This window comes from Caulobacter sp. (assembly GCF_039596335.1).
GTDB lineage: Bacteria > Pseudomonadota > Alphaproteobacteria > Caulobacterales > Caulobacteraceae > Caulobacter.
The window spans coordinates 299685-324226 of the sequence record NZ_JBCNJZ010000001.1; the positions used below are offsets into that span (position 1 = coordinate 299685).

Below are 24542 nucleotides of genomic sequence, written 5' to 3' on the forward strand. Positions count from 1 at the left end.
CTCTTAGGTTTAGCGCAGCTTGCTCTTGGCCTGCTCGATGTCAGCCATGGCCAGCTTCGGGGTGTCCTCGCCGCTGACCGGCTCACCGCCGGCCGCCAGCATGCGGTCGATGCGGGCCTTCTGCGACTTGAACGCGGCCAGTTCCGAACCGCCCAGGATGGTGCCCTGCGGGACCTTGGCGCCGATCGGATTGACCCGCTGGCCGTTCAGCCAGACTTCGTAGTGCAGGTGCGGGCCGGTCGACATGCCGGTCGAGCCGACATAGGCCACGACCTGGCCCTGGCGCACGCGCGAGCCGGCCTTGATGCCGGGGGCGTAGCGCGAGATGTGAGCGTAGCCGGTGTCCCATTGATTGGCGTGGCGGATGCGCAGCCAGTTGCCGTAGCCGGCCCAGCGGCGGGCTTCCAGCACCACGCCGTCGCCGGCGGCCAGGATCGGGGTGCCGGTGCCGGCCCCGAAGTCCACGCCCTTGTGCGCGCGGTTGTAGCCCAGGATTGGGTGGCGACGGGCGCCGAAGGTCGAGGTGATGCGCGCGCCGTCGACCGGGGTGCGTAGCAGGAAGCCTTTGATATTCTTGCCGCTTTCGTCGAAGAACTGACTCTTGTCCTCGCCCTTGCGGTCGAAGGCGTAGAACTTCTGGCCCTTGACCTCGGCATATTCCAGGTCGCCGGCCTCGATGGTGCGGCCGCTCTCGGTGACCTTGCGGCCGAAGACCAGGCAGAACTTGTCACCCTCGCGGATGTCGCGCGAGAAGTCGATCTTGTGCGAGAACAGCTTGGCCGCCTGGCTGATCACCGCCGGGGTGCCGCCGACGCTGGCCACGCTCTCGTAGAACGAGCCGTTCATGGCCCCGCAGGCCACCTTTTGCTCGTCGCGGACCTTTTCCTCCAGTTCGCGCAGGCGCAGGGCGCCGTCGAAGGTGCGCGAGACGGTCAGGGTCGAGTTGGGGCTGGTGCGCATCGACAGACCTACCAGGCGGACCGGTCCGCGCTGGCCGCGGCGCTGGGCGATGGCGGCCTCGAAGGCCATGCCGGCCTTGATATTGACGGTGTCGATCGCGCCCTGGAGCGTGGCGACCACGGCCTGGGCGTCTTCCGGAGCGACGCCGGCGCGCTGCACGGCGCCTTGCAGGGTCTCGCCCGGGCGCACCTTGACGGCGATGTTCTCGGGACGCTCGAAGCCGGGCTGGGCCTCGGCGCTGGCGAAGGCCACGTGCTGCAGGGCGACCAGGGCGGCCGGGTCCAGAGCGGCGCGTTCAGTGGTCGGAGTCTTGGCGTCTTCGGCGGTCAGTTTCCACCCGAGGCCCAGAGCGGCCATGCCGGCGACGGCGGTGAAAACCCTCGGCGCCCAGCGAGTCGCGCTGCGGCGCGGATCAAATTCCTGCATCGTGCCCCCGTCGGTGTCGATGCCGCGCAAGTCAAAATGACACGGCTGGGTAGCCCCCCAGCAATCGTCGCGCCGGAACATGGTCGGCCATGCTCCGCACGGCAAGGACTATTCGGCGCTTCGGGCGATTTGTCACGGACATGGTTAAAGGCGCCGCGGCGGTCGAACCGTAACCATATGATCCAATTGCGAAAACGCCCACCGTTGCCGGTGGGCGTTTCTGGGTACGCTGGTACTGTACGCTTACTGAAGTCGCGAGACTTAGGCGGCGTTGATCGCCTCGTTCGGGTCGCGCAGCACGTAGCCGCGACCCCAGACCGTCTCGATGTGGTGCTTGCCGTGCGCCGAAGCGGCCAGCTTTTTGCGCAGCTTGCAGATGAAGACGTCGATGATCTTCAGCTCGGGCTCGTCCATGCCGCCGTACAGGTGGTTCAGGAACATTTCCTTGGTCAGGGTCGTGCCCTTACGCAGGGAGAGCAGCTCGAGCATCTGGTACTCTTTGCCGGTCAGGTGAACGCGGTTGCCGTTCACTTCGACCGTCTTGGCGTCCAGATTGACGATGATGTCGCCGGTCTTGATGACCGATTGCGCGTGACCCTTCGAACGACGGACCACCGCGTGGATGCGGGCGATCATCTCGTCCTTGTGGAACGGCTTGGTCATGTAGTCGTCGGCGCCGCCCGAGAAGGTCTTCACCTTCGTGTCGATTTCCGACGAGCCCGACAGGATCATGATCGGCGTGTTGATCTTCGCGACCCGCAGGGTGCGCAGAACATCGATGCCGCTCATGTCGGGCAAGTTCAGGTCGAGCAGGATGAGATCGTAGTCGTAGATCTTGCCCAGATCGACGCCTTCCTCACCCAGATCCGTCGTATAGACGTTGAAGCCCTCAGACTTCAGCATCAGTTCGATGGTCTGCGCCGTCGCGCTGTCATCCTCGATCAACAGTACGCGCATGAGCCCCTCCACGCCGATCCGGCGTATTCGAACGTCTTAAGGCGGAAGTCCGCCGATAAACCCTGCGGCCAGTGTGCCGGAGAGTTAATTTAAGACTGGTTAATGGTGAATGTTTCCGTTGGCCGAATGGTTAATATGATTTGCGAATCGGGTGCAAGCGGGCGGAGAGCCCTTGGTCACATTGGTCGCACGCGTCGCAGGGGGCTCATCCGGCGCTCACGTTAACCAACGCAAAAGCGTTAAATCCGTGCCCGGAAAGCGGTTGAAACGCTGTTACGCGAGTAAGACAACATTCAATCGACAGTTATCTTTACGGCGCGATTGCGGCGTTCCGTCGCGGGTATTTGAACACCATGCTCAAGCTCCGCGTGTGGGTTTCCAGCGGCCAAGCTGAGCCGTGAGACGAGGCCGCGACAGCCCGCCGCAGGCTGTCAGGCGAGTTTTTCCGGGGCCAGCCAGCCGGCTTCGCGAAGCTTGGCCACCGAGGCGCGGCTGACCGGGGCGGCCTGGCCGTCCACCAGCCGCAGGCGCAGGTTCCGGCCGTCGCGCTCGACGCCCTGGATCGCCCGCCGCGCCACCCACCACGAGCGGTGCACGTGCAGGCCCTCGACGCCGGACAGGCCCGCCGTCACCCGCGACAGGGGCCCCATCTCCAGCCGCGAGCCGTGTTCGGTCCTGACCCGGACATAGTGGTCCTCCATCTTCAGATAGAGCACCGCGCCCGGATCGGCGGCGGGCGATGGGGCCGACTTGGGAACCAGCGCCTCACGCGTGCGCGCGTGCGTCAGCGGGCGCACGCGGATGAAGTAGTAGGCCAGGACGAGCGGGGTCGTGATCGCCACGCACTGGCCATACCAAGCCAACGGCGACACGGCGTCGGCGACCTGCGGCCAGAGCGCGATCGCCACCAACCGCAGAGGCGCGCCCTGCACGAAGCTTCCGACCAGCACGATCAGCGGGATCATCGCCCAATACGGCCAGCCCAGCCGCCTGGCCGCTTCGCCGATCAACCGCGCCAGCACGCCGATCAGCGCCATGCCGCAGGCCAGGCTGCCAGCCCAGTAAGCGATCCGCACCAGAGGCCCGTCGTTGAAGAAGCTCCCAAACGGCCCCATCAGCCCCAGCAGCACCCCGATCCCGACGGCCACGCCAAGATCCACCACCCATTCACGGGCAGTACCCAGCAGCGGAGTGTCGGAAGCTTGGGCGCTCATCAGGCGATGATATAGCGACCGTTCGCCCGTCCGCGAACCCATTCGCCCATTCGCGCATTCGCCGTGGCGAAGCGGTCCGCCGGCGGTCACAGCCAGGCCATCGTCACTCGCCGAAGGGCCGTCATGTCGTTCCGTCACGTCTTCGCCGCCGCGCTGGCCGCGGCCACCACCGCCGCCTCCCCGGCGCTCGCCGCCAATGCCGGCTTCATGCTGCTGCACGAGCCGCGCCCCAACGGCCCGCCGGTCGAGGTCGGGGTCTGGTACCCCACCGACGCCGCGACGGCGCCGATGAGCTTCGGGTCCTGGGGCCACCAGGTGGCGGCCGGCGCGCCGGCGGCGGGTCAGCGCCTGCCGCTGATCGTCATGTCGCACGGCAACGGCGGCTTCTTCGGCGGCCATGCCGACACCGCCCAGGCGCTGGCCGAAGCCGGCTTCGTGGTCGCCGCCCTCACCCACCCCGGCGACAGCTACAAGGACCAGAGCCGCGCCACCGCCATGGCCGACCGGCCGGCGGCGCTGGCGGCGCTGATCGGGTTCATGCTGGACGCCTCGCCACTGAAGGCGAAGATCGATCCCGGCAAGGTCGGGGCGTTCGGCTTCTCGTCGGGCGGCTTCACGGTGCTGGCCGCGGCCGGCGGCAAGCCGGACCTGACCAAGGTCCCCGCCCACTGCAAGGCGCATCCCGGCAACTTCGACTGCAAGCTGACCGCCGGCCGCCCGATCCCGGCCGACGCGCTGACCGCCCCATGGGTCCACGACGATCGCATCAAGGCCGTGGTCTCGGCCGCCCCGGCCCTAGGCTTCACCTTCGGGCGCGACGGGCTGAAGGGGATCAAGGCCCCGGTGCAGCTGTGGAAGGCGGCCGATGACGAGATCCTGCCCGGCGACGACTATGCCGAGGCGGCGCACCGCAACCTGCCAAAGCCGCACGACTATCGCGTCGTGGTCGGGGCGCGGCATTTCGACTTCCTGACGCCCTGCAACGCCAAACCCGCGCCGGAGGTGGCGGTGATCTGCGCCAGCGCCCCGGGCTTCGACCGCGCGGCCTTCCACAAGACCTTCAACGCCGCGGTCGTCCGGTTCTTCAGCGACCAATTGGTCGCACCTTAGCCGTAGCCAGTTTCATACCTGATTAACCACGATCGCCGAGTCTGCGCGGGTCATCTCAGGAGCGACCTTGCGCAGTCTCATCGCCGCCGTCGAACGCATCGATCCGCTGACCATCTACGGTCGCGTGGCCGCCGTGAACGGCCTGCTGATCGAGGTGCGCGGCGGTCTGACCCGGCTGTCGGTCGGGGCCCGCGTCGAGATCGAGCGGCATGGTCAGAAGCCCCTGCCCGCCGAGGTCGTCGGCTTCCGCGAGACCCGCGCCCTGCTCATGCCGTTCGGCCCCGTCGAGGGCGTGGGCCCCGGCGCGGAGATCCGCATCGTGCCGGAAGGCGCGGTCGTGCGTCCGACCAAGGCCTGGCTGGGCCGCATCATCAACGCCTTCGGCGAACCCATCGACGGCTTGGGCCCGCTGCCGCAGGGCGAGATCCCCTATCCGCTGAAGACCTCGCCGCCCCCGGCCCACGCCCGCGGCCGGGTGGGCGAACGCCTGGACCTGGGCGTCCGCTCGATGAACGTCTTCACCACCACCTGCCGCGGCCAGCGCCTGGGCATCTTCGCCGGCTCGGGCGTCGGCAAGTCGGTGCTGCTGTCCATGCTCGCGAAAGAAGCCACCTGCGACGCCGTCGTCGTCGGCCTGATTGGTGAACGGGGCCGCGAGGTCCGCGAGTTCGTCGAAGAGACCCTGGGCGAGGAAGGCCTGCGCCGCGCCGTCGTCGTGGTCGCTACGTCGGACGAGCCGGCCCTGACCCGCCGCCAGGCCGCCTACATGACCCTGGCGATCAGCGAGTACATGCGCGACCAGGACCAAGAGGTCCTGTGCCTGATGGACTCGGTGACCCGCTTCGCCATGGCCCAGCGCGAGATCGGCCTGGCCGCCGGCGAGCCGCCGACCACCAAGGGCTACACGCCCACTGTCTTCACCGAGTTGCCCAAGCTCTTGGAGCGCGCCGGTCCCGGCCCGATCCGCGCCGACGGCACCACCGCCGCCCCCATCACCGCCCTGTTCACCGTCCTCGTAGACGGCGACGACCACAACGAGCCGATCGCCGACGCCACCCGCGGTATTCTGGACGGCCACATCGTCATGGAGCGCGCCATCGCCGAGCGCGGCCGCTTCCCGGCGATCAATGTCCTGAAGTCGATCAGCCGGACCATGCCGGGGTGCCAGCACCCCCACGAGCGCCAGATCGTCAAGGGCGCGCGCCAGGTCATGGCCGCCTACGCCAACATGGAAGAACTGATCCGCATCGGCGCCTATCGCGCCGGGGCCGACCCGACCGTCGACCGCGCGATCCGCCTGAACCCTGCGATCGAGGCTTTCCTCAGCCAGGATAAGGAAGAAGCAACTAGTCTGGACGACTCTTTCGGTCATCTGGGGCAGATCCTCGAGAGTGAGTACTGATGACCAAGTGGGCCGCCTCGCTGATCCGCATCTCGAACCACGAGGTCGAGACGCTGCAGAAACGCCTCGCCGAGATCACCGAGCGTCGAACCGCCGCTGAACTGCGCATCACCATGCTGGACGCCGAAGCGGAAGCCGAAGCCAAGAACGCCGAGGGCGATGCGTCGGCCGGCTGGTACATGATCGGCTACCGCGAGGGCTATAAGCGCCGCCGCGCCGACATGGTCGTGCAGGTCGAGCAGAGCCAGCAGGAAGAGATCGGCGCCCGCGAGGCTCTCTCGGAAGCCTTCGAGAACCTCAAGAAGTACGAGCACGTCGCCGAACAGGCCAAGGTGCTGGCCGCCAAGAAGCTGGGCGCCTTCGAGGCCGCGCAGCTGGACGAACTGAGCATCCGCCGCACCGCCATGGCCGGGCGCTAGCATGACTGGGCGGCTGACCCGCCGGTCCGCCATTACCTCGGCTCTGGCCCTGAGCGCCTGCGGCCGGCAGGCCTCCAGCCAGCCCGTCATCAACGACATTCCGCTGAAGTCGGTCGCCGCCACGCCGGTCGGCATCTGCGTGCAGCAGCATCAGCTCCAGGACCCGGCCTTCGCCGACCTCTTCGTCCGTCACTACGCCCAGCTGACGCCGGAGTGGGAGATGAAGATGGAGTACATCCTCCAGGACGACGGCAGCTTCCGCTTCGACCGCCCCGACGCCATCGCCGCCTTCGCGCGCGACCACGGCATCCGGCTCTATGGCACCACCCTGGTCTGGTACAATCAGGAGATGCCCGCCTTCCAGAAGCTGGACGGTCGCGGCAAGCCCTTTGCCGACGCCTATCGCAACTACATCCTGGCCGTCGCCGGACGCTATCGCGGCCAGGCCGTGGGCTGGGACGTCGTCAACGAAGCCATCGACGACAACGGCACGGACCTGCGCCAGTCGATCTGGACCCGCAATCTGGGCGTCGACGAGCACATGATCCTGGCCTTCCACCACGCCAAGGAAGCCGATCCCGACGCGGTGCTGTTCCTCAACGAGTTCCACCTCGAGAACATGCCCAAGAAGCGCGCGACCTTCATGCGCCTGGTCGAACGCCTGCTGAAGGCCGGCGCGCCGATCGGCGGGCTCGGCACCCAGAGCCACCTGGACCTCGACTCCACCCGCCCGGGCCTGTGCCGCGCGGCCATGCGCGACCTGGCCAGCTTCGGCCTGCCGCTCCACGTCTCGGAGCTGGACATCTCGCTGGGGGAAAAGCCGAACTACGCGCGCCTGCCCGACCTGCGCCTGCGCCAGGCCGACATCGCTCGCGAGTTGGCGCAGGCCTATATGGACCTGCCTCAGCAGCAGCGCTTCGCCTTCACCCTGTGGGGCCTGCGCGACCAGGACAGCTGGCTGCGGTCCAGCAAGAACCACGACCCCAACGACCAGGGCCTGCCCTTCGACGACGCCGGCCGGCCCAAGCCGATGTTCCAGGCGCTGGCCGAAACGCTTTCTGGGTAGGGACACGCCCTTCTCCGCGACCGTCATCCCGCGCTTCATGCGCGGGACCCATTTGTCCGCCGCAAGTGAAGCGCCCAGCAAAGCTCTCACGGGCAAGCTGAACCCTGGGTCCCGCGAACAAGTCGGGGGATGACGACTGCGGGAATCCGGGAAATTCCTCGCGAAAACCCGTTTCGCATACACGAAATCTCAAGCGCCCTGCGGCACGGTGTCCGCATGAAACTGATCCACGCCCTCCAGGACATGGACAGCGAAAACTCGCTGTCGGCGCGTTTCCGTCGGGCGCGAGCCGCCCACGTCGTCGCCCTGATCGAAAAGACCTTCGCCGAGCGCGGCCAAGTCCGCATCGCCGATCTCGGGGGCGAGCCGACCTATTGGCAGATCCTGTTCGACCGCGCCTTCCTGGAAGCGCACAAGGTCCATATCAGCCTGTTCAATCCCCAGCCGTTCTCGGTGGACGATCCGTTGTTCACGGCCGCCGTGGGCGACGCCTGCGACATGCACGAGCATGCCGACAACAGCTTCGACCTGGTCCATTCCAACTCGGTGGTCGAGCACGTCGGCGACTGGGTGCGCATGGAGGCCTTCGCCCGCGAGTGCCGTCGCCTGGCCCCGCGCTACTACGTCCAGACGCCCTATTTCTGGTTCCCGGTCGAGCCGCACTTCTCGGCGCCGTTCTTCCATTGGCGCTCGGAACAGACCCGCGCCAAGCTGCTGATGAAGCGCAAGCACGGCTTCTCGGAGATCGCCCCCGATGTCGGCGCAGCGATGCGCGACGTGCAGCACGCCCGCCTGCTGGACAAGGCCCAGTTCAAGTTCCTGTATCCCGACGCCCGTCATGTCGACGAGAAGATCCTCGTCCTGACCAAGTCGCTGATCGCCATCCGCGACTGAGGCCGCGACGGGGGTGGACGCGGTGATCGGCAAAGAGGGGATCCGCGGCTGGAGCCGGCCGGCCGTCCTGACCTGCGCCTATGTGGCCAGCGTCGCCTACAGCCTGTTCCTGGCCGGCGCGACGCACAACCTGCCCACCCTGTGGACCGCCAACGCCATCGCCATCGGCGCCCTGATGGTGCTGAACCGGCGCCAGGGCTTCGCCTTCCTGGCCGCCACCTGCATGCTGCGCATCGTTCTGGGCCTGAGCACCCAGGACAGCGTGCGCTTCACGCTCCTGGTCACCGTGGTCGACGCCTTCCAGATGACCGGCACGGCCTATCTGATGCGCCGCTTGGGCGCGCCGATCCGCATCCGCGACCCGCGCGGTCTGCTGGCGATCATCGGCCTGGTCTGTCTGCTGACCGTCCTCACCTCGCTGATGAGCAATGGCCTGTTGTCGCTCAGCGCCGGCCGGCCACTGCTGAAGGGCTGGAGCGAGTGGACCATCTCCAACGTGCTGGGCGCCGCCGTCGCCCTGCCCGCGACCCTGATCCTGATGGACCGCCGCCAGGGCGAGGGCTTCCCGGTCCGTCCGCTGGAGGCCCTGGCCACCACCGTGCTGGTCGGCGGCGCCTCGGCCATCGTCTTCGCCTCCCAGGTCGACTACCAGGTGCTGCTGTTCGCGCCCGTCATCCTGGCGTCCTTCCGCGGCGGCCCGCGCGCCGTGGCCGTACTGGTCATGGTGGCGATCGCCGTCGCCATCCCGGCGCTGCTGCAGCGCACCGGCATGGATCCCCGCACCGCCCTGCCGCCGCTGCGCCACGCCCTGATCTTCCTGGTCGTGCTCTACGCCGTCAGCCTGGTCGCGGCCCTGGCCATCAGTCGCCAGAAGCGCCTGAAGGCCCTGCTGGCCCGCCGCTCGACCCTGGCCCGCGCCGCCCAGGCCCGCGCCCAGGCCGCCAACCAGGCCAAGTCCGAATTCCTGGCCACGATCAGCCACGAGATCCGCACCCCGCTGAACAGCATCCTGGGCTTCGCGGCCCTGGTGGCCGACGATCCGGACCTGTCGGCCGAGAACCGCCGGCGGCTGGACCTGGTCGGCCAGGCCGGCCGCTCCCTGGCCGAGATCGTCGGCGACCTGCTGGACTTCGCCAAGGTCGAGGCCGGCCGCCTGGACCTGACCCTGTCACCGACCTCGCCCATCGCCCTGCTGCGCGACACCACCGCCATCATCGCCCCGGAAGCCGCGGCCAAGGGCCTCTACCTGCGCACCGTGGTCGAGGCGCCGGACGAGGCCGCGCCCGACACCCTGCTGGCCCTGGACGAGACCCGCCTGCGCCAGGCGCTGCTGAACCTGCTGGCCAACGCCCTGAAGTTCACCGCCACCGGCGGGGTGACCGCCAAGCTGACCCTGGGCCCGGCGCCGGGCGCCCTGCGGTTCGAGATCGTCGACACTGGCATCGGCATCGATCCCACGGTGCAGACCCGCCTCTTCCAGCGCTTCTCCCAAGGCGACAGCTCGATCAGCCGCAGCTATGGCGGTACGGGCCTGGGCCTAGCGATCAGCAAGGCCCTGATCACCCGCATGGGCGGCGAGATCGGCGTCGAGAGCCGGCCCGGCCAGGGCGCGTGCTTCTGGATCGCCCTGACCGCCCAGCCCGCCGCCGCGCCGGATCCCGCCGACCGCACCGCGCCCGAAACCCTCAGCGAGCGCGCCCCGCGCGTGCTGCTGGTCGACGATCACCCGATGAACCGCGAACTGGGCAAGGCCCTGCTGACCCTGGCCGGCTGCGAGGTGATCACCGCCGACGACGGCGTCCAGGCGGTGCAGGCCATGCAGGTCGAGGACATCGACCTGGTGCTGATGGACGTCCACATGCCGGTGATGGACGGCCTGGCCGCCACCCGCGCCATCCGCGCCCTGCCCGGCGAGCAGGCCGCCGTGCCGATCATCGCCCTCAGCGCCGACGTGCTGCCCGATCAGATCGCCCGCTGCCGCGCCGCCGGCATGGACGACCACGTGGCCAAGCCGATCCAGCGCGACGCCCTGATCGCCGCCGTGGCCCGCGGCCTGGAAGGCCGCGACGCGCAACCGGAGCGCCGGACCGCGCATTGACGGAACCCCGCCCTCGTGGCTGGCTTGCCGCCGGACGCGGACGGCGTCGGTTTCCTCACGAGTTCCCCATGGCCAACCTGATCCTCAGCGTCGTCGGCAGCGACCGTCCCGGCCTCACCCAGGCCCTGGCGCGGGCGGTGTTCTCGGCCGGCGGCAACTGGCTGGAGAGCCATCTCAGCCGCCTGGGCGGGCTCTATGTCGGCTCGGTGCTGATCGCGCTGGAGGCAGACGCGGTCGAGCGCCTGCGCGCCGCCGTCGCCGAGGTCGACGCCCAGGGCCTGGAGGTGCGGATCGCGCCGGCGCTCGAAGCCGCCGAGGCCCAGGGCGACGGCGAAACGGTCGGCTTCAGCGTCGTGGGCGGCGACCGCCCCGGCATCGTCCACCAGGTCACCGCCGTGCTAAGCGACCTGGGGGCCAATATCGAGACCTTCGAAACCCGCCTCAGCGTCGAACCCCACTCCGGCGCCCCGCTCTTCCACCTCGACGCGCAACTGCGCCTGCCAGCGGGCCTAAAGTCCGACACGGTGCAGGCGGCGCTGGAGTCTATCTCCGGCGAGATCATGGTGGATGTGACGGTGGAGCTCCCTCTCCCATAGGGAGAGGGTTGGGGTAGGGTTTCATCGATGGTCGGATTGCCGGCACGACCTGTGGTTGGTGAACCTGAGAGTAACTGCGCCGCTTCACCGATCTGAAATTGCATCGCTCCAAAGATTTTTCCATCTTAAGTAGATGGGGCGCGTCACATGCGTAATCGGCTCTTCCTGGCCATGTCGGCCGGCCTTCTAGCTTTCACTCAAGCCGATCTGGCGCAGGCGCAGGTGCTCAATCGCCTAAACAAGGCGCTGGAGCAGATGAACGCCAGTCTCGCCGAGACCAATCGCGCGTTGGCTGGCGGCGCGACGCCGGCATCGACCTCGAGCCCCGCAGCCAGAGGCCAAACCTTGGCAGGTCTGGCCAGGATCGCGCCAGAGCAGCGCGCGGCCATCACGGAGCGCCTTGCCCAAACGCAGTCGAACGAAGATCTGCAGCAGTCGATCGCGGAAGCGAAGACGACGATCCAGCCGTTTCTGGAGCGTGCTTCGTGCCTTACGACGGTGAACGGGAGTGCACTGAACATCTTTGCAGCACCCGGGAGGAACTTTGGCACCTACTTCGGCCCACACCTAAACACTCAATATCATGACCGGTCGATCTGCCTGGATTTGGTGCGTCTACAAGGTTGGAGCAAACCCGCAAAAAACGCTCTGAAATTCGAAGCGGTTTTCGAAGCATCCGATAGCGGAGAGTCAACCAAAGGAAACTACCTGCTTATCCGGCAGCCAGACGGCGTTTGGCTTTTCCGAGACGCCTAGCGAATCCACGCCTCCCCCCGAAACAGAAACGCCCCGGTCTTGCGGCCGGGGCGTCTTCGTCTTCGGGTTCCGGGCTCTTACGAGTCCAGGAAGCTGCGCAGCTTCCGCGACCGGCTCGGGTGCTTGAGCTTGCGCAGGGCCTTGGCTTCGATCTGGCGGATGCGTTCGCGGGTGACCGAGAACTGCTGGCCGACTTCTTCCAGGGTGTGGTCGGTGTTCATGCCGATGCCGAAGCGCATCCGCAGAACGCGTTCTTCCCGCGGGGTCAGCGACGCGAGCACTCGCGTCGTGGTCTCACGAAGATTGCTCTGGATGGCCGCGTCGATCGGCAGGACGGCGTTCTTGTCCTCGATGAAGTCGCCCAGGTGGCTGTCCTCCTCGTCGCCGATCGGCGTTTCGAGCGAGATCGGCTCCTTGGCGATCTTCAGGACCTTGCGGACCTTTTCCAGCGGCATGGCCAGCTTTTCGGCCAGCTCTTCCGGGGTCGGCTCGCGACCGATCTCGTGCAGCATCTGGCGGCTGGTGCGGACGATCTTGTTGATCGTCTCGATCATGTGCACCGGGATGCGGATGGTCCGCGCCTGGTCGGCGATCGAGCGGGTGATCGCCTGACGGATCCACCAGGTGGCGTAGGTCGAGAACTTGTAGCCGCGACGGTATTCGAACTTATCGACCGCCTTCATCAGGCCGATATTGCCTTCCTGGATGAGGTCCAGGAACTGCAGGCCGCGGTTGGTGTACTTCTTGGCGATCGAGATCACGAGGCGCAGGTTGGCCTCGACCATTTCCTTCTTGGCCTGACGGGCTTCGCGTTCGCCCTTCTGGACCGTCTGGACGATACGGCGGTAGTCGTCGATCGGCACACCGGTCTCGGTGGCCAGGGCCGCGATCTCGCCGCGGATGTCGGTCACCGACTGGCTGTCGTTCTCGACGAACTTGGTCCAGCGCACGCCCATACCCTTGACCTGATCCGACCATGTCGGGTTCAGCTCCGAGCCGAAATAGGCCTTCAGGAATTCGCCGCGGCTGATGCCGTAGCTGTCAGCAAGGCGCAGCAGGCGGCCTTCCAGGCCGATCAGGCGCTTGTTGATGGCGTAAAGCTGCTCGACCAGAGCCTCGATACGGTTGTTGTTCAGCTTCAGCGTCTTCAGGTGCTGGATGATCGTCGCCGACAGGCCTTCATAGGCCTTGCGGTCGGCGTCGGTCAGGTCCTCGCCCTTCAGGCGGCTGCCGACCAGCTTGTCCTGCAGCTTGCGGAAGCTTTCGAACTCGCTGGCGATGGCGTCCAGGATGGCCATCACGCCTTCGCGCAGTTCGCCTTCCATGGCGCTGACGGTCGGACCGGCGCCGTCGTCGAAATCGTCCTCGTCCTCGCCTTCGCCCTCAGGCTTGGGCTCGGCACCGGCTTCCTGGTCGACGGGCTCGGCCGGTTCGCCGTCGTCGTCCTCGGCGGCCGGCTGGGCGGCCACGCCGTTGATGGCGGCGTAGGTGCCTTCCAGGTCGATGACTTCACGCAGCAGGATGCGGCCCGTGCCCAGCTCCTCGCGCCACACCATGATGGCTTCGAAGGTCAGGGCCGATTCGCAGAGACCGCGGATCATGGTGTCGCGGCCGGCCTCGATGCGCTTGGCGATGGCGATTTCGCCTTCGCGCGACAGCAGCTCGACCGAGCCCATCTCGCGCAGATACATGCGCACGGGGTCGTCGGTGCGGTCGTAGGCGGCCGGCTTGTCGCTGGTGATGACCGTGGTGTTCTCGTCACGGGTGGCGACTTCGCCGCCCTCCGAGGCTTCGGCGTCCTCTTCGGCCTCGACCACGTTGACGCCCATCTCGCTGAGCATGGCCAGCGTGTCTTCGATGGCGTCGGGGCTGACTTCCTCGGACGGCAGCACCTTGTTCAGCTCGTCCATCGTGACGTAGCCGCGGGCCTTGGCCTGCTTGATGAACTTCTTGACGCCGGCGTCGGTCAGGTCGAGCAGGGGACCATCACCACCGGTGGCTTCGGGCGCTTCCGTCTCGGCCGAGGAATTGGTGCTCATCAAGCTCTCCGAAATCGACGCCGACCGCTTCACAGGGAGCAGCGTCGAGAAAATCCGTTTCGAAAAGGATTAGGCCGGCAAGTCCTGCGCTTTTTATTTTAGCGCCTTCCCAACAATCGCGTTCCCGTTGCATCGCCAGATCCCGCCCGCCACGTGCAAGCACTCCGCGGGAGACCCGGCGGAGGCTCATGGCTTGAGCGCGGCCTGACGCCACCCTTTCGGAGCAGCGACCACTGGGGACCTGGTGCGGCGGCGAGGGTGACATCCTGTTTCGATAAGGGCGCGCGCTGCGGCGGCCCGGCCGATGTCAATCAGCTGCTTGGCAAATCCTTGAGTCGGCATGTGGCTTTGGGTGACGCCGGTGTCAAGATGGGACGGTCAGTTTTCCGCCTTCGGACGGCCGCTATTGCGGCGCGCGCCAGAACTCCAGTTGGCTGATCTGACGCTGCAGGGTGGCGATACGGCTGCGCAGGTCGCGGGTCGTGGCCAGGCTGGCGGTCGTCACTTCCTCGTAGCGCATCCCGTCCAGCGCCCGCTCGGAGTCGGCGATCTCGATCACCGCCTGGTAGCAGGACGCCCACAGGACGCGGGCCTTGGCCGGGTCGTAGCGCTTGTCCAGGAACGGCGCGTCCGACTGGGCGATGCGCTCGACCTCGGCCAGGGCGCCCGACAGGCCGCGGCGGTCCAGGCGCTCGCGCAGCGAGACGTCGTCGCCATGGTCGTCGCACAGGGCCGAGAACAGCTCCTGAGCCAGGGGCTGCAAGCGCGGATCGCCAAAGCCGATACGCTCGATGGCCTCGTCGAAGGCCCGCGCCCAGCCTGGATGCTCGATGGCGGCCAGGGCGATGGCGGCGTGGAACGGATTGATCCGCCCGCCGATCTGGGCGCGGGCGATGGGACGCAGGCCAGGATCGGGCGGACCGCGATCACGCTTCCAGTTGCCGCCGCCACCGCCGCCCCGCGGGACGAACGGCCGGCCGCCGTCGCGGAAGCCGCCGCCGCCTCCCCCGCCGCCGCCATAGCCACCGCCGTCGTTGGACTGCGGCCGCGCGCGCTGGAACAACTCGTCATAGCGTTCGCGCAGATCGTCCTTGTAGGCCTGGGCCAGGTCCTTGTCGGCGATGGTTCCGGCCGCGGCGCGCAGGCGCTGGCGCAGGCCCGCCTTGCGCTCGGGCGTGTCCAGCTCCTCCAGGTCGCGCTCGCGCTCGAACAGGGCCTGGACGAAGGGCTTGGTGTCGGCGAGCTGCTCGCGCAGCGCCTCGGCGCCCTGCTCGCGCAGAACGTCGTCAGGGTCCTTGCCGCCGACCGGCATCGAGAAGCGGAACGAGCGGCCGGGCTTCAGCAGCGGCAGGGCGCGGTCGATGGCGCGATGGGCGGCGCGCTGGCCGGCCTTGTCGCCGTCGAAGCACAGCGTCGGCTCGGGGTGCAGCCGCCACAGGGCGTCCATCTGCTCCTCGGTCAGAGCCGTGCCCATCGCCGCCACGGCCGGCACCTTGGCCCGCTGGCAGGCGATGACGTCCATATAGCCCTCGACCACCACCATGGCCGGACGGCCGCCGCCGCTCTGGCCGTCGTGCAGGATCTTGCGGGCCTCGAACAGGCCGTACAGCACCCGGCTCTTATGGAAGAGGCTGGTCTCGGGGCCGTTCAGATATTTGGCGCGGGCGTTGGGATCCATGGCCCGGCCGCCGAACGACACGACCTTGCCGCGGGTGTCGGTGATCGGGAAAATGATCCGGTCGCGGAAGCGGTCATAGGGCGCGCCGCCATCCTCGGGCGAGATCAGCACCCCGGCGTCGACCAGGTCGCCCGGCTTGGCGCCCTTGGCGATCAGATAGTCCTTCAGGCCGGTGCGGTTGTTGGGCGCGAAGCCGATGCGGAAACGGCCCCACTCGTTCTCCGGCAGAGCGCGCTTTTCCAGATAGGCGCGGGCCGCCTGGCCACTGGGGCGACGCAGCTCGCTCTCGAACCAGGCCGCGGCCAGTTCCATCCAGTCGCCCAGGCCCGAGCGTTTCTGCTCCTCGCGGGCAGCCACCGGGTCTGGTGCGGGCAGGCTCATGCCGGCCTCGGCCGCCAGACGCTCGACCGCCTCGGCGAAGGTCAGCCGCTCGGTCTCCTGCAGGAAGCTGATGATGTCGCCGTGCTTGCCGCTGGAGAAGCAGTGGTAGAAGCCCTTCTCGTCGTTGACGAAGAACGACGGGCTCTTCTCCTTGGTGAACGGCGACAGCCCCGCATACTCGCGCCCCTGCCGCCGCAGCTTCACCGACTTGCCGACGACGTCGGACGGGCGAAGGCGGGACTTCAGTTCTTCGAGAAAGCGGTCGTCGAAACGCATCTAGAGGGGGCGAGGCTACGCGGTTTGCTGAGTCTGGCACCTTATCTGGGGATGCGCCGCGTCAGAACCCAGCCAATGACCGAGGCGAACAGCAGGCGCCGCCTTCTGCACAGGTTACTCACAAGTTAACCGTAAGCTCCGCCCTAGGAACACCGACTCCGGCCGCCCGTTTTGCAAGCCCAGGGCGACGCCTCGACGCGTCCCCTCTTTCAAAACCGCCACGGAGAAGACCCATGCCGCAACGCTGGAACGATCGCGAAGGCCGCTTCGATGTCGAGGCCGACGGCGATTTCGACCGTCAGCAGGGCTACGGCTACGACGCCGCCCGTCGTCGCGATCCGGCCTATGACACCTCCAACCGTAACGAGGGCGGTTACCGCGCCGAGCCCTCGCACCGCAGCCGCCGCCACGGCAGCGAGTTCCTGCGCGCGGCCCAGCAGGGCGGCGATATCGGCTATGGCCGCATCCGCTCGGGCGCCGACTACGGCGGGACCTCGGTCAATCGCGGCTGGGACCGGGCCGGCGGCCACGACTTCGGCGGCGCGACCGGCGACTACGGCTCCAGCGGCTATTCCAGCCGCACGGCCGACTATGGCGATGAGCGCTATTTCGAGAACCGCGATCGCGACCGGTATGGCTATCAGGGCGAATACGGCCGCCATAACCCCTACCGCGCGTTCGGCCGTGATGGGCGCGCCGGCTACGAAGAGGACCGCAGCTGGTTCGACCGCGCCCGCGACGAGGTCTCGTCGTGGATGGGCGACGACGACGCCCAGCGCCGCCGCGAACTTGACGGCGAACACCGCGGCCGAGGCCCCAAGGGCTATCGCCGCTCGGACGACCGCATCCGCGAGGATGTCAGCGATCGCCTGACCGACGACAGCTGGCTGGACGCCCAGAATATCGAGGTCGCCGTCGCCGATAGCGACGTCACCCTGACCGGCACGGTCCGCTCGCGCGAAGACAAGAAGCGCGCCGAGGCCCTGGCCGAAAGCGTCTCGGGCGTCGACAACGTCCAGAACAACCTGCGGATCGACCGCGGCGAGGCCTACGCCACCGCCGTGCCGATCACTCCGCCGCTGGGCTAAGCCGGCCTGAGCCCGCTCCCCCGCATCGCGGGGGAGCGGGCTTATGCATACCCACGTTCTTCCCCTCCAGGCCAACTTGGCCTCGACAAGCGGGGGTTAACGCCACAAACATCCCGGCTTCTCGCCGCGGGGCGCAACACCCGCGCGCTGCATTGGGGTGTTTTCGTGAAAGCGCTGCTCTTCTCCGTTTCCGTTCTGTCGCTGGCCGCCACGGCCGCTCTGGCTCAGGGCCAAATGACCACCCAAGTCATGCCCGAACCGGCCGCGCCGACGCCGCCGATCGCTGCGCCGCAGGACGTTCCCTATGTCGGCACGCTGAAGCTGAACGTCGACGCCACCGATCTGGACCGCAAGATCTGGAACGTCACCACCACCATCCCGGTCAGCAAGGCCGGCGACTTCGTGTTCCTGTATCCGCAGTGGGTTCCGGGCGGTCACTCGCCGCGCAACGACCTGGACAAGCTGGCCGGCCTGGTGGTCACCGCCAATGGCAAGCGCATCCCCTGGAAGCGTGACGTCGTCAGCGTTCACGCCTTCCATGTCGACATCCCCGCCGGCGTCAGCGAGATCGAGGTCAGCTACCAGTTCCTGACCGCCGTCGAGGGCCGCGTCGGCCGCATCGAGGTCACCCCCGAAATGCTGAACCTGCAGTGGATGCAGGTGACCATGTATCCGGCCGGCTACTACACCCGCCAGATCCCGATTGAAGCCAGCGTCAAGCTGCCGGAAGGCTGGAAGCTGGCCACCGCGCTCGAAACCGCCAGCGCCGCCGGCCAGACCACGACCTTCAAGCCGACCACGGTCGAGACCCTGGTCGACTCGCCGATCTTCGCCGGCAAGTACTTCAAGTCGGTCGACCTGGATCCCAAGGGTCCGGTCCCCGTCCGCCTGAACATGGTCGCCGACAGCCCCGAGTTGCTGGACGCCAAGGCCGAGCACATCCAGGTGCACAAGGACCTGGTGCAGCAGGCCTACAAGGTGTTCGGCTCGCACCACTACGACCACTACGACTTCCTGGTCGCCCTGTCGGACAAGATCGGCGGCATCGGCCTGGAGCACCACCGCTCGTCGGAAAACCGCGTCGCCCCGAAGTACTTTACCGAATGGGACAAGACCTTCGTCGGCCGCGACCTGCTCAGCCACGAGTTCACCCACTCGTGGAACGGCAAGTTCCGCCGTGGCGCCGACCTGTTCACGCCGAACCTGAACGTGCCGATGCGCGACAGCCTGATGTGGGTGTATGAGGGCCAGACCCAGTACTGGGGCAACGTCCTGGCCGCCCGTTCGGGCCTGCTGACCAAGCAACAGGCGCTGGATTCGATCGCCTCGACCGCCGCCGTCTACGACAACCGTCGTGGCCGCGACTGGCGTCCGGTGCAGGACACCACCAACGACCCGATCATCGCCAGCCGCAAGCCGCTGTCGTGGCTCTCGTGGCAGCGCAGCGAGGACTACTATTCCGAAGGCCTGCTGGTCTGGATGGACGCCGACACGCTGATCCGCGAGAAGACCGGCGGCAAGAAGTCGCTGGACGACTTCGCCAAGACCTTCTTCGGCGTCGACAACGGCTCGTACGTGGTCCGCACCTATGTGTTCGACGACGTCGTCGCCGGCCTGAACAGCGTCTACGCCTATGACTGGGCTGCCTTCCTGAAGACCCGCATCGAAGAGGTCCAGGAAAAGGCCCCGCTCGATGGCCTGGCCCGCGGCGGCTACAAGCTGGTCTACACCGACACCCCGACCGAGTTCATGAAGTCGGCCGAGACCCGCGCCAAGAACGTCGCGCTCAGCTACTCGCTGGGCCTGACCGCCGGCTCGGACGGCGTGCTGACCGACGTGCAGTGGGGCGGCCCGGCGTTCAAGGCCGGCCTGACGCAAGGCCTGACCATCGTGGCCGTCAACGGCGAGAGCTTCGACGGCGACAAGCTGAAGGCCGCGACCACCGCCGCCCTGAAGCCGGAAAACCCGCTGGTCGAACTGCTGATCAAGGATGGCTCGCGCTATCGGATGGTCAAGCTCGACTACCGCGGCGGCCTGCGCTACCCGCGCCTGGAGAAGATCGCCGGGACGCCCGCGCGCCTCGACGACATCCTGACGCCGCGCAAGTAGAGCGCCCCAAAAGGATGATGGGGCTGCGACTCGTTCGCGGCCTGCGACGATTTGGGGAAGGGCGGGAAGGCGACACACGTGTCATCTTCCCGCTTGTTCAATCCCTCTGAACGCGTACCGAAAAGGGCCCGCCCCTCTCCCAAGCGGGCCCTTTTTTGTGTCTGGAGGTCAGCGGACTGAGACCGCTACCATTTCGGTCTTGAGCCCCGACTGAAGCCTCCGCATAGTCGCCCCCGACGCTGGCCGCAGAGCCCGCTGCGCACTCGGGGAAACGCCATGACCACCGCCCTCACCCGACGCCTGTTCGGCGCCAGCCTGGCCGCCCTGTCTGTGGGCCTGCCGGCTCTGGCCCAGACGCCTCGGGAGGTCGGCGGCAAGCCCCTCTACAAGGACCCCCGTCAGTCGACCGACGCCCGGGTCCAGGACCTGCTGGCCCGAATGACGCTGGAGGAGAAGGCCGCGCAACTGGTCGGCATCTGGCTGACCAAGGCCAAGATCCAGACGGTTGAGGGCGAGTTCTCGTCCGAGCGCGCCCGGGAAGCCTTCCCGAATGGCCTTGGCCAGATCTCGCGACCGTCCGACCGCAAGGGCGTCAAGCGCGCCAAGCCGGTGACCACCGCCGCCGGGGCCGACCAGGAGGTGGTCAACCGCACCGCCGCCGAGACCGCCCGCTACACCAACGCCGCCCAGAAGTGGGCGATGGAAGAGACCCGCTTGGGCATCCCGCTGCTGATGCACGACGAGGCCCTGCACGGCTATGTCGCCCGCGACGCCACCTGCTTCCCGCAGGCCATCGCCCTGGCCTCGACCTTCGACACCGCCCTGACCGAGAAGATCTTCGCCATCGCCGCCCGCGAGATGCGGGCGCGGGGCTCGAACCTGGCCCTGGCCCCGGTGGTCGACGTGGCCCGCGACCCGCGCTGGGGCCGCATCGAAGAGACCTATGGCGAGGACCCCCACCTGTGCGCCGAGATCGGCCTGGCGGCGATCCGCGGCTTCCAGGGGACGACCCTGCCGCTGGCCAAGGACAAGGTCTTCGTCACCCTCAAGCACATGACCGGCCACGGCCAGCCCGAGAGCGGCGTCAACACCGCCCCGGCCCAGGTCGCCGAGCGGACGCTGCGCGAGAACTTCTTCCCGCCCTTCGAACGGGCGGTGAAGGAGCTGCCGGTGCGGGCGGTCATGCCCAGCTACAACGAGATCGACGGCGTGCCTTCGCACGCCAACCGCTGGCTGCTGACCAAGGTGCTGCGCGAGGAGTGGGGCTACAAAGGCTCGATCCAGAGCGACTATTTCGCGATCAAGGAGCTGAACACCCGCCACAAGCTGACCGGCCAGCTGGCCGACACCGCCGTGCTGGCCATGCACGCCGGCGTCGATGTCGAGCTGCCCGACGGCGAGGCCTATGCCCTGCTGCCCGACCTGGTCCGCGCCGGCCGCATCCCACAGTTCGAGATCGACGCCGCCGTCGCCCGTATCCTGGCGATGAAGTTCGACGCCGGCCTGTTCGAAAACCCCTACTGCGACGAGAAGACCGCCGACGCCAAGACCGCCCCGGCCGACGCCGTCGCCCTGGCCCGCGAGGCCGCCCGCAAGGCCGTGGTCCTGCTGAAGAACGACAAGGGCGTGCTGCCCCTTAACGGCAAGTCCATCAAGCGCCTGGCGCTCTTGGGCACCCACGCCAAGGACACCCCGATCGGCGGCTATTCCGACATTCCGCGCCACGTGGTCTCGATCCACGAGGGCCTGGCCGCCGAGGCCAAGGCGCAAGGCTTCCAGCTGGACTATGCCGAGGCCGTGCGGATCACCGAGACCCGTCTGTGGGCCGCCGACAAGGTCACCCTGGTCGACCCAGCCGTGAACGCCCGCCTGATCGCTGAGGCGGTCGAGGTCGCGAAGAAGGCCGACGTCGTGGTCATGGTGCTGGGCGACAACGAGCAGACCAGCCGCGAGGCCTGGTCCGACACCCACATGGGCGACCGCCAGAGCCTGGACCTCATCGGCCAGCAGAACGACCTGGCCCAGGCGATCTTCGACCTGGGCAAGCCGACCGTGATGTTCCTGCTGAACGGCCGGCCGCTGTCGATTAACCTCTTGGCCGAGCGCGCCGACGCCATTGTCGAGGGCTGGTACCTGGGCGAGCAAACCGGCCATGCCGCCGCCGACATCCTGTTCGGCCGCGCCAATCCGGGCGGCAAGCTGCCGGTCAGCATCGCCCGCGACGCCGGCCAGCTGCCGATCTTTTACAACTACAAGCCCTCGGCCCGGCGCGGTTACCTGTTCGACAAGGTGACCCCGCTCTATCCGTTCGGCTTCGGCCTCTCCTACACGACCTTCGACCTGTCGGCCCCACGCCTGGCCAAGGCCAGCATCGGCCCGAACGAAAGTGTCCGGGTCGAGGTCGATGTCACCAACACCGGCAAGGTCGCCGGCGACGAGGTGGTTCAGCTCTACATCCACGACGAGGCCGCCTCGGTGACCCGCCCGGTGCTGGAGCTGAAGCACTTCAAGCGGGTGACCCTGGCGGCCGGCGCCAGGACCACGGTGGCCTTCGAGATCAAGCCCTCGGACCTGTCGATGTGGAACCTGGACATGAAGCGCGTCGTCGAACCGGGCGCGTTCTCGATCCTGACCGGACCCAACTCCGTCGACCTGAAAAAGGCGACGCTGACGGTGGCGTGAGGCCTCCTTACGTAACAATCGAAAGACAAGTTGACCGGTGCGGGGTTCAGTCCCGCACCGGGAAGGCCCATGTTCCGGCGATGGCTGTTCCTCCTCCCCTCTTCACCGACGAAGAGATCGACACCCTGGTCGAGACCTTCTACGCTCGCGTCCGTCGCCACCACCGCCTGGGGCCGATCTTCGAGGAGGCGGTCGGCGCGGACGGCTGGCCGCATCACCTGGCGACGCTGAAGGACTTCTGGTCGTCGGTGCTGAACACCACCGGCCGGTACAAGGGCTCGCCGATGGCGGTGCACCAGCGCATCCCGCAGCTGACCGAGGGCCTGTTCATGCCCTGGCTGAACCTGTTCCATCAGACCTGCGTCGAACTGTTCGACGCCCCGCGCGCCGCCATCGTCGGCCAGAAGGCCGAGCGCATCGCCCGCAGCCTGAAGCTGGGCCTGTTCTTCAATCCGGACGCGGTCGCTTGAGCGCGTTGAAAGACCAGGGCTTCGTCCGCTTCGAAGCCGATGAAACCTTCCATCTGTTGGGCCCCGAGGCCAAGGGCGCCTGGCACAGCTTCGCCGACAGCTGGAGCGACCTGCCGCTGGACGGCTTCATGGCCGACGGCGGCCGCTATCGCCGGCGGCGGTTCGCGGCCTTCTCGGTCGCCTCGGGCCAGGTCCACCGCAAGCCGCACCAGCCGCACTGGCAGAGCCGCGACTACAACCCGCTGAACGGCGGCGTGCAGCGCTGGTTCGAGCCGGTTACCGACGCCATCGCCGACCACCCGGTGACGCAAGCCGTGATCCGCGCCGGCGTCGATCTATTCGGCGACCAGACCTGGCACGTGGAGCTGCACCAGTTCCGCATCGAAGCCCGCACGGGCGAGGCCGGCCAGCCCACGCCCGAGGGCGCGCACCGCGACGGCGTCGACTGGGTGATCGTCATGCTGGTCGACCGCACCAATGTCGATCAGGGCGTCACCGACATCTACGCCCCGGACGGGACCAGCCTGGGAGCCTTCACCCTGACCCAGCCCGGCGATGCGGTGTTCCTGGACGACCACCGCGTGCTGCACGGCGTGACGCCGATTCAGCCGGTCGATCCGGAGCAACCGGCGCTGCGCGATGTGTTGGTGGCCACGTTCCGGGTCCAAGAAGCGGACGAAACGGCGCATAACGCTTGAAATTGCAATTCGTTCTCAAGTAAGGACGGGACCTCCACCGCCAAGGTTTTCCGAGTTCCCGTGAAGTCCGCCGCCGACCAGCACCGCCGTTCCTTCTGGCTGAAGCAGCTGCACCAGTGGCACTGGATCAGCGCGGCCGTGTCCCTGGTCGGCATGATGCTGTTCGCCATCACCGGCATCACCCTGAACCACGCCGGCCAGATCGAGGCCGAGCCCAAGGTCGTCAGCCGCAAGGCCGAGCTGCCCGCCGACCTGCTGGCCCTGCTGGCTAAGGGTCCGGAAGAGGGCAAGCGCCCCCTGCCCGTGCAAATGGAGCGGTTCCTGGACAAGGCCGTCGGCGCCGACGTGGCCGGCCGCGAAGGCGAGTGGTCGTCCAGCGAGGTCTATGTCGCCCTAGCCCGTCCGGGCGGCGACGCCTGGCTGTCGATCGACCGCGAGACCGGCGCCGTCGAGCACGAGAAGACCACGCGCGGCGCGGTGTCCTTGCTCAACGACCTGCACAAGGGCCGCAACTCGGGCAAGGCCTGGGCCTGGTTCATCGACGTCTTCGCCGCCGCCTGCGTGATCTTCACGGTCACCGGCCTGATCCTGCTGCAGTTCCACGCCCGCGCCCGGCCGATGACCTGGCCGCTGGTCGCGCTGGGCCTGGCGGCGCCCGTCGTTCTCATCATCCTTTTCGTTCACCTCTGAGGCACACCCCGTGAAGCGTTCGATCTCTCTCCTGACCTTTGCCGGCGCCGCCGTCGGCGCCGCGCCGGCCCTGGCCGCCGATCTCAACGTCACCGTCGAGATCCCCCGCATGACCGTGGCCGAGTACCACAAGCCCTATGTCGCGATCTGGATCGAGAACGCCGACGCCACCGCCGCCGGCACCCTGGCCGTCTGGTACGACGCCGACAATCGCGAGGACAAAGGCGCCAAGTGGCTGAAGGACATGCGCCAGTGGTGGCGCAAGGCCGGCCGCGAGATGAGCTTCCCGGCCGACGGCGTCTCGGGCGCCACCCGCGCGCCGGGCCCGCAGAAGCTGGTCTTCGCCGGCTCGAAGGGCGCCCTGAAGGCCCTGAAGCCCGGCCAATATAACCTGGTCGTCGAAGCCGCCCGCGAAGTCGGCGGCCATGAGGCCGTCCGCGTGCCCTTCACCTGGGGCAAGGCGGGCAAGCCGGCCTCGGCCAAGGGCGCGACCGAACTGGGCGCCGTCATCGTTTCCGTGAAGTGAGGGGTAG

At 67.7% G+C, this 24542-nt stretch carries 20 protein-coding genes; 15 read left to right on the top strand and 5 right to left on the bottom strand.

Annotated features, from left to right (window positions below; genetic code table 11):
• Positions 1-9 precede the first annotated feature (9 nt).
• The 3 genes from ABDW31_RS01515 to ABDW31_RS01525 all read right to left on the bottom strand — a co-directional run bounded on the left by ABDW31_RS01515 (position 10) and on the right by ABDW31_RS01525 (position 3557).
• Positions 10-1386: a peptidoglycan DD-metalloendopeptidase family protein gene (locus ABDW31_RS01515; RefSeq protein WP_184716700.1), complete on the bottom strand. Its 1377-nt coding sequence runs from the start codon at positions 1384-1386 to the stop codon at positions 10-12.
• Positions 1387-1647: 261 nt separating this feature from the next.
• Positions 1648-2343: a cell cycle two-component system response regulator CtrA gene (ctrA, locus tag ABDW31_RS01520; RefSeq protein ID WP_184716698.1), complete on the bottom strand. Its 696-nt coding sequence runs from the start codon at positions 2341-2343 to the stop codon at positions 1648-1650.
• Positions 2344-2774: 431 nt separating this feature from the next.
• Positions 2775-3557: a LytTR family DNA-binding domain-containing protein gene (locus ABDW31_RS01525; protein WP_184716690.1), complete on the bottom strand. Its 783-nt coding sequence runs from the start codon at positions 3555-3557 to the stop codon at positions 2775-2777.
• Positions 3558-3680: 123 nt separating this feature from the next.
• Here ABDW31_RS01525 and ABDW31_RS01530 point away from each other — a divergent pair, with 123 nt between their 5' ends.
• The 8 genes from ABDW31_RS01530 (at position 3681) to ABDW31_RS01565 (ending at position 11898) form a co-directional block, all read left to right on the top strand.
• Complete coding sequence (locus ABDW31_RS01530) at positions 3681-4667, top strand: dienelactone hydrolase (RefSeq protein WP_184716688.1); 987 nt, start codon at positions 3681-3683, stop codon at positions 4665-4667.
• Between the two features lie 67 nt (positions 4668-4734).
• Positions 4735-6069 carry a flagellar protein export ATPase FliI gene (fliI, locus tag ABDW31_RS01535; RefSeq protein ID WP_184716686.1) on the top strand — a complete coding sequence of 445 codons (1335 nt, stop codon included), beginning with the start codon at positions 4735-4737 and terminating at the stop codon, positions 6067-6069.
• Positions 6069-6488, top strand: coding sequence for a flagellar export protein FliJ (locus tag ABDW31_RS01540; protein WP_184716684.1), 420 nt, complete (start codon positions 6069-6071; stop codon positions 6486-6488). The genes fliI and ABDW31_RS01540 overlap by 1 nt, the downstream gene beginning before the upstream one ends.
• 1 nt (position 6489) lies before the next feature.
• On the top strand, positions 6490-7554 hold the full coding sequence (locus tag ABDW31_RS01545) for an endo-1,4-beta-xylanase (RefSeq protein ID WP_184716682.1): 1065 nt from the start codon (positions 6490-6492) through the stop codon (positions 7552-7554).
• Positions 7555-7770: 216 nt separating this feature from the next.
• Positions 7771-8448 (top strand): class I SAM-dependent methyltransferase, encoded by a 678-nt coding sequence (locus ABDW31_RS01550; RefSeq protein ID WP_343698242.1) that lies wholly within the window; start codon positions 7771-7773, stop codon positions 8446-8448.
• 22 nt (positions 8449-8470) lie between these two features.
• The gene (locus tag ABDW31_RS01555; protein ID WP_343698243.1) at positions 8471-10546 is read left to right on the top strand and encodes an ATP-binding protein; all 2076 of its coding nucleotides are present in this window, start codon (positions 8471-8473) and stop codon (positions 10544-10546) included.
• 68 nt (positions 10547-10614) lie between these two features.
• Positions 10615-11142, top strand: a complete 528-nt coding sequence (locus ABDW31_RS01560) for an ACT domain-containing protein (RefSeq protein WP_184716676.1) — start codon at positions 10615-10617, stop codon at positions 11140-11142.
• A gap of 147 nt (positions 11143-11289) precedes the next feature.
• Positions 11290-11898, top strand: a complete 609-nt coding sequence (locus ABDW31_RS01565) for a hypothetical protein (protein WP_184716674.1) — start codon at positions 11290-11292, stop codon at positions 11896-11898.
• Between the two features lie 77 nt (positions 11899-11975).
• On the opposite strand, the gene rpoD is transcribed toward ABDW31_RS01565, so the two are convergent.
• Together rpoD and dnaG are read right to left on the bottom strand one after the other, a co-directional pair.
• A complete protein-coding gene (rpoD, locus tag ABDW31_RS01570; RefSeq protein ID WP_184716672.1) occupies positions 11976-13937 on the bottom strand; it encodes an RNA polymerase sigma factor RpoD in 1962 nt (653 codons plus the stop codon).
• A gap of 403 nt (positions 13938-14340) precedes the next feature.
• On the bottom strand, positions 14341-16272 hold the full coding sequence (gene dnaG, locus ABDW31_RS01575) for a DNA primase (protein WP_184716670.1): 1932 nt from the start codon (positions 16270-16272) through the stop codon (positions 14341-14343).
• A gap of 233 nt (positions 16273-16505) precedes the next feature.
• On the opposite strand from dnaG, the gene ABDW31_RS01580 reads away from it, so the two are divergent.
• From ABDW31_RS01580 to ABDW31_RS01610, 7 genes are all read left to right on the top strand, one after another.
• Entirely contained in the window at positions 16506-17360 is an 855-nt protein-coding gene (locus tag ABDW31_RS01580; protein ID WP_184716669.1) for a BON domain-containing protein, read from the top strand.
• Positions 17361-17525: 165 nt separating this feature from the next.
• Complete coding sequence (locus tag ABDW31_RS01585; RefSeq protein WP_343698244.1) at positions 17526-19469, top strand: peptidase M61; 1944 nt, start codon at positions 17526-17528, stop codon at positions 19467-19469.
• A gap of 276 nt (positions 19470-19745) precedes the next feature.
• Positions 19746-22151 (top strand): glycoside hydrolase family 3 N-terminal domain-containing protein, encoded by a 2406-nt coding sequence (locus ABDW31_RS01590; protein ID WP_184716667.1) that lies wholly within the window; start codon positions 19746-19748, stop codon positions 22149-22151.
• 80 nt (positions 22152-22231) lie between these two features.
• Positions 22232-22621 (top strand): group III truncated hemoglobin, encoded by a 390-nt coding sequence (locus ABDW31_RS01595; protein WP_184716665.1) that lies wholly within the window; start codon positions 22232-22234, stop codon positions 22619-22621.
• A complete protein-coding gene (locus ABDW31_RS01600) occupies positions 22618-23319 on the top strand; it encodes a 2OG-Fe dioxygenase family protein (protein WP_184716663.1) in 702 nt (233 codons plus the stop codon). Before ABDW31_RS01595 ends, ABDW31_RS01600 begins: the two co-directional genes overlap by 4 nt.
• A gap of 60 nt (positions 23320-23379) precedes the next feature.
• On the top strand, positions 23380-24009 hold the full coding sequence (locus ABDW31_RS01605) for a PepSY-associated TM helix domain-containing protein (protein ID WP_184716661.1): 630 nt from the start codon (positions 23380-23382) through the stop codon (positions 24007-24009).
• Between the two features lie 10 nt (positions 24010-24019).
• Positions 24020-24535 (top strand): DUF2271 domain-containing protein, encoded by a 516-nt coding sequence (locus ABDW31_RS01610; protein ID WP_184716659.1) that lies wholly within the window; start codon positions 24020-24022, stop codon positions 24533-24535.
• Positions 24536-24542: the final 7 nt, after the last annotated feature.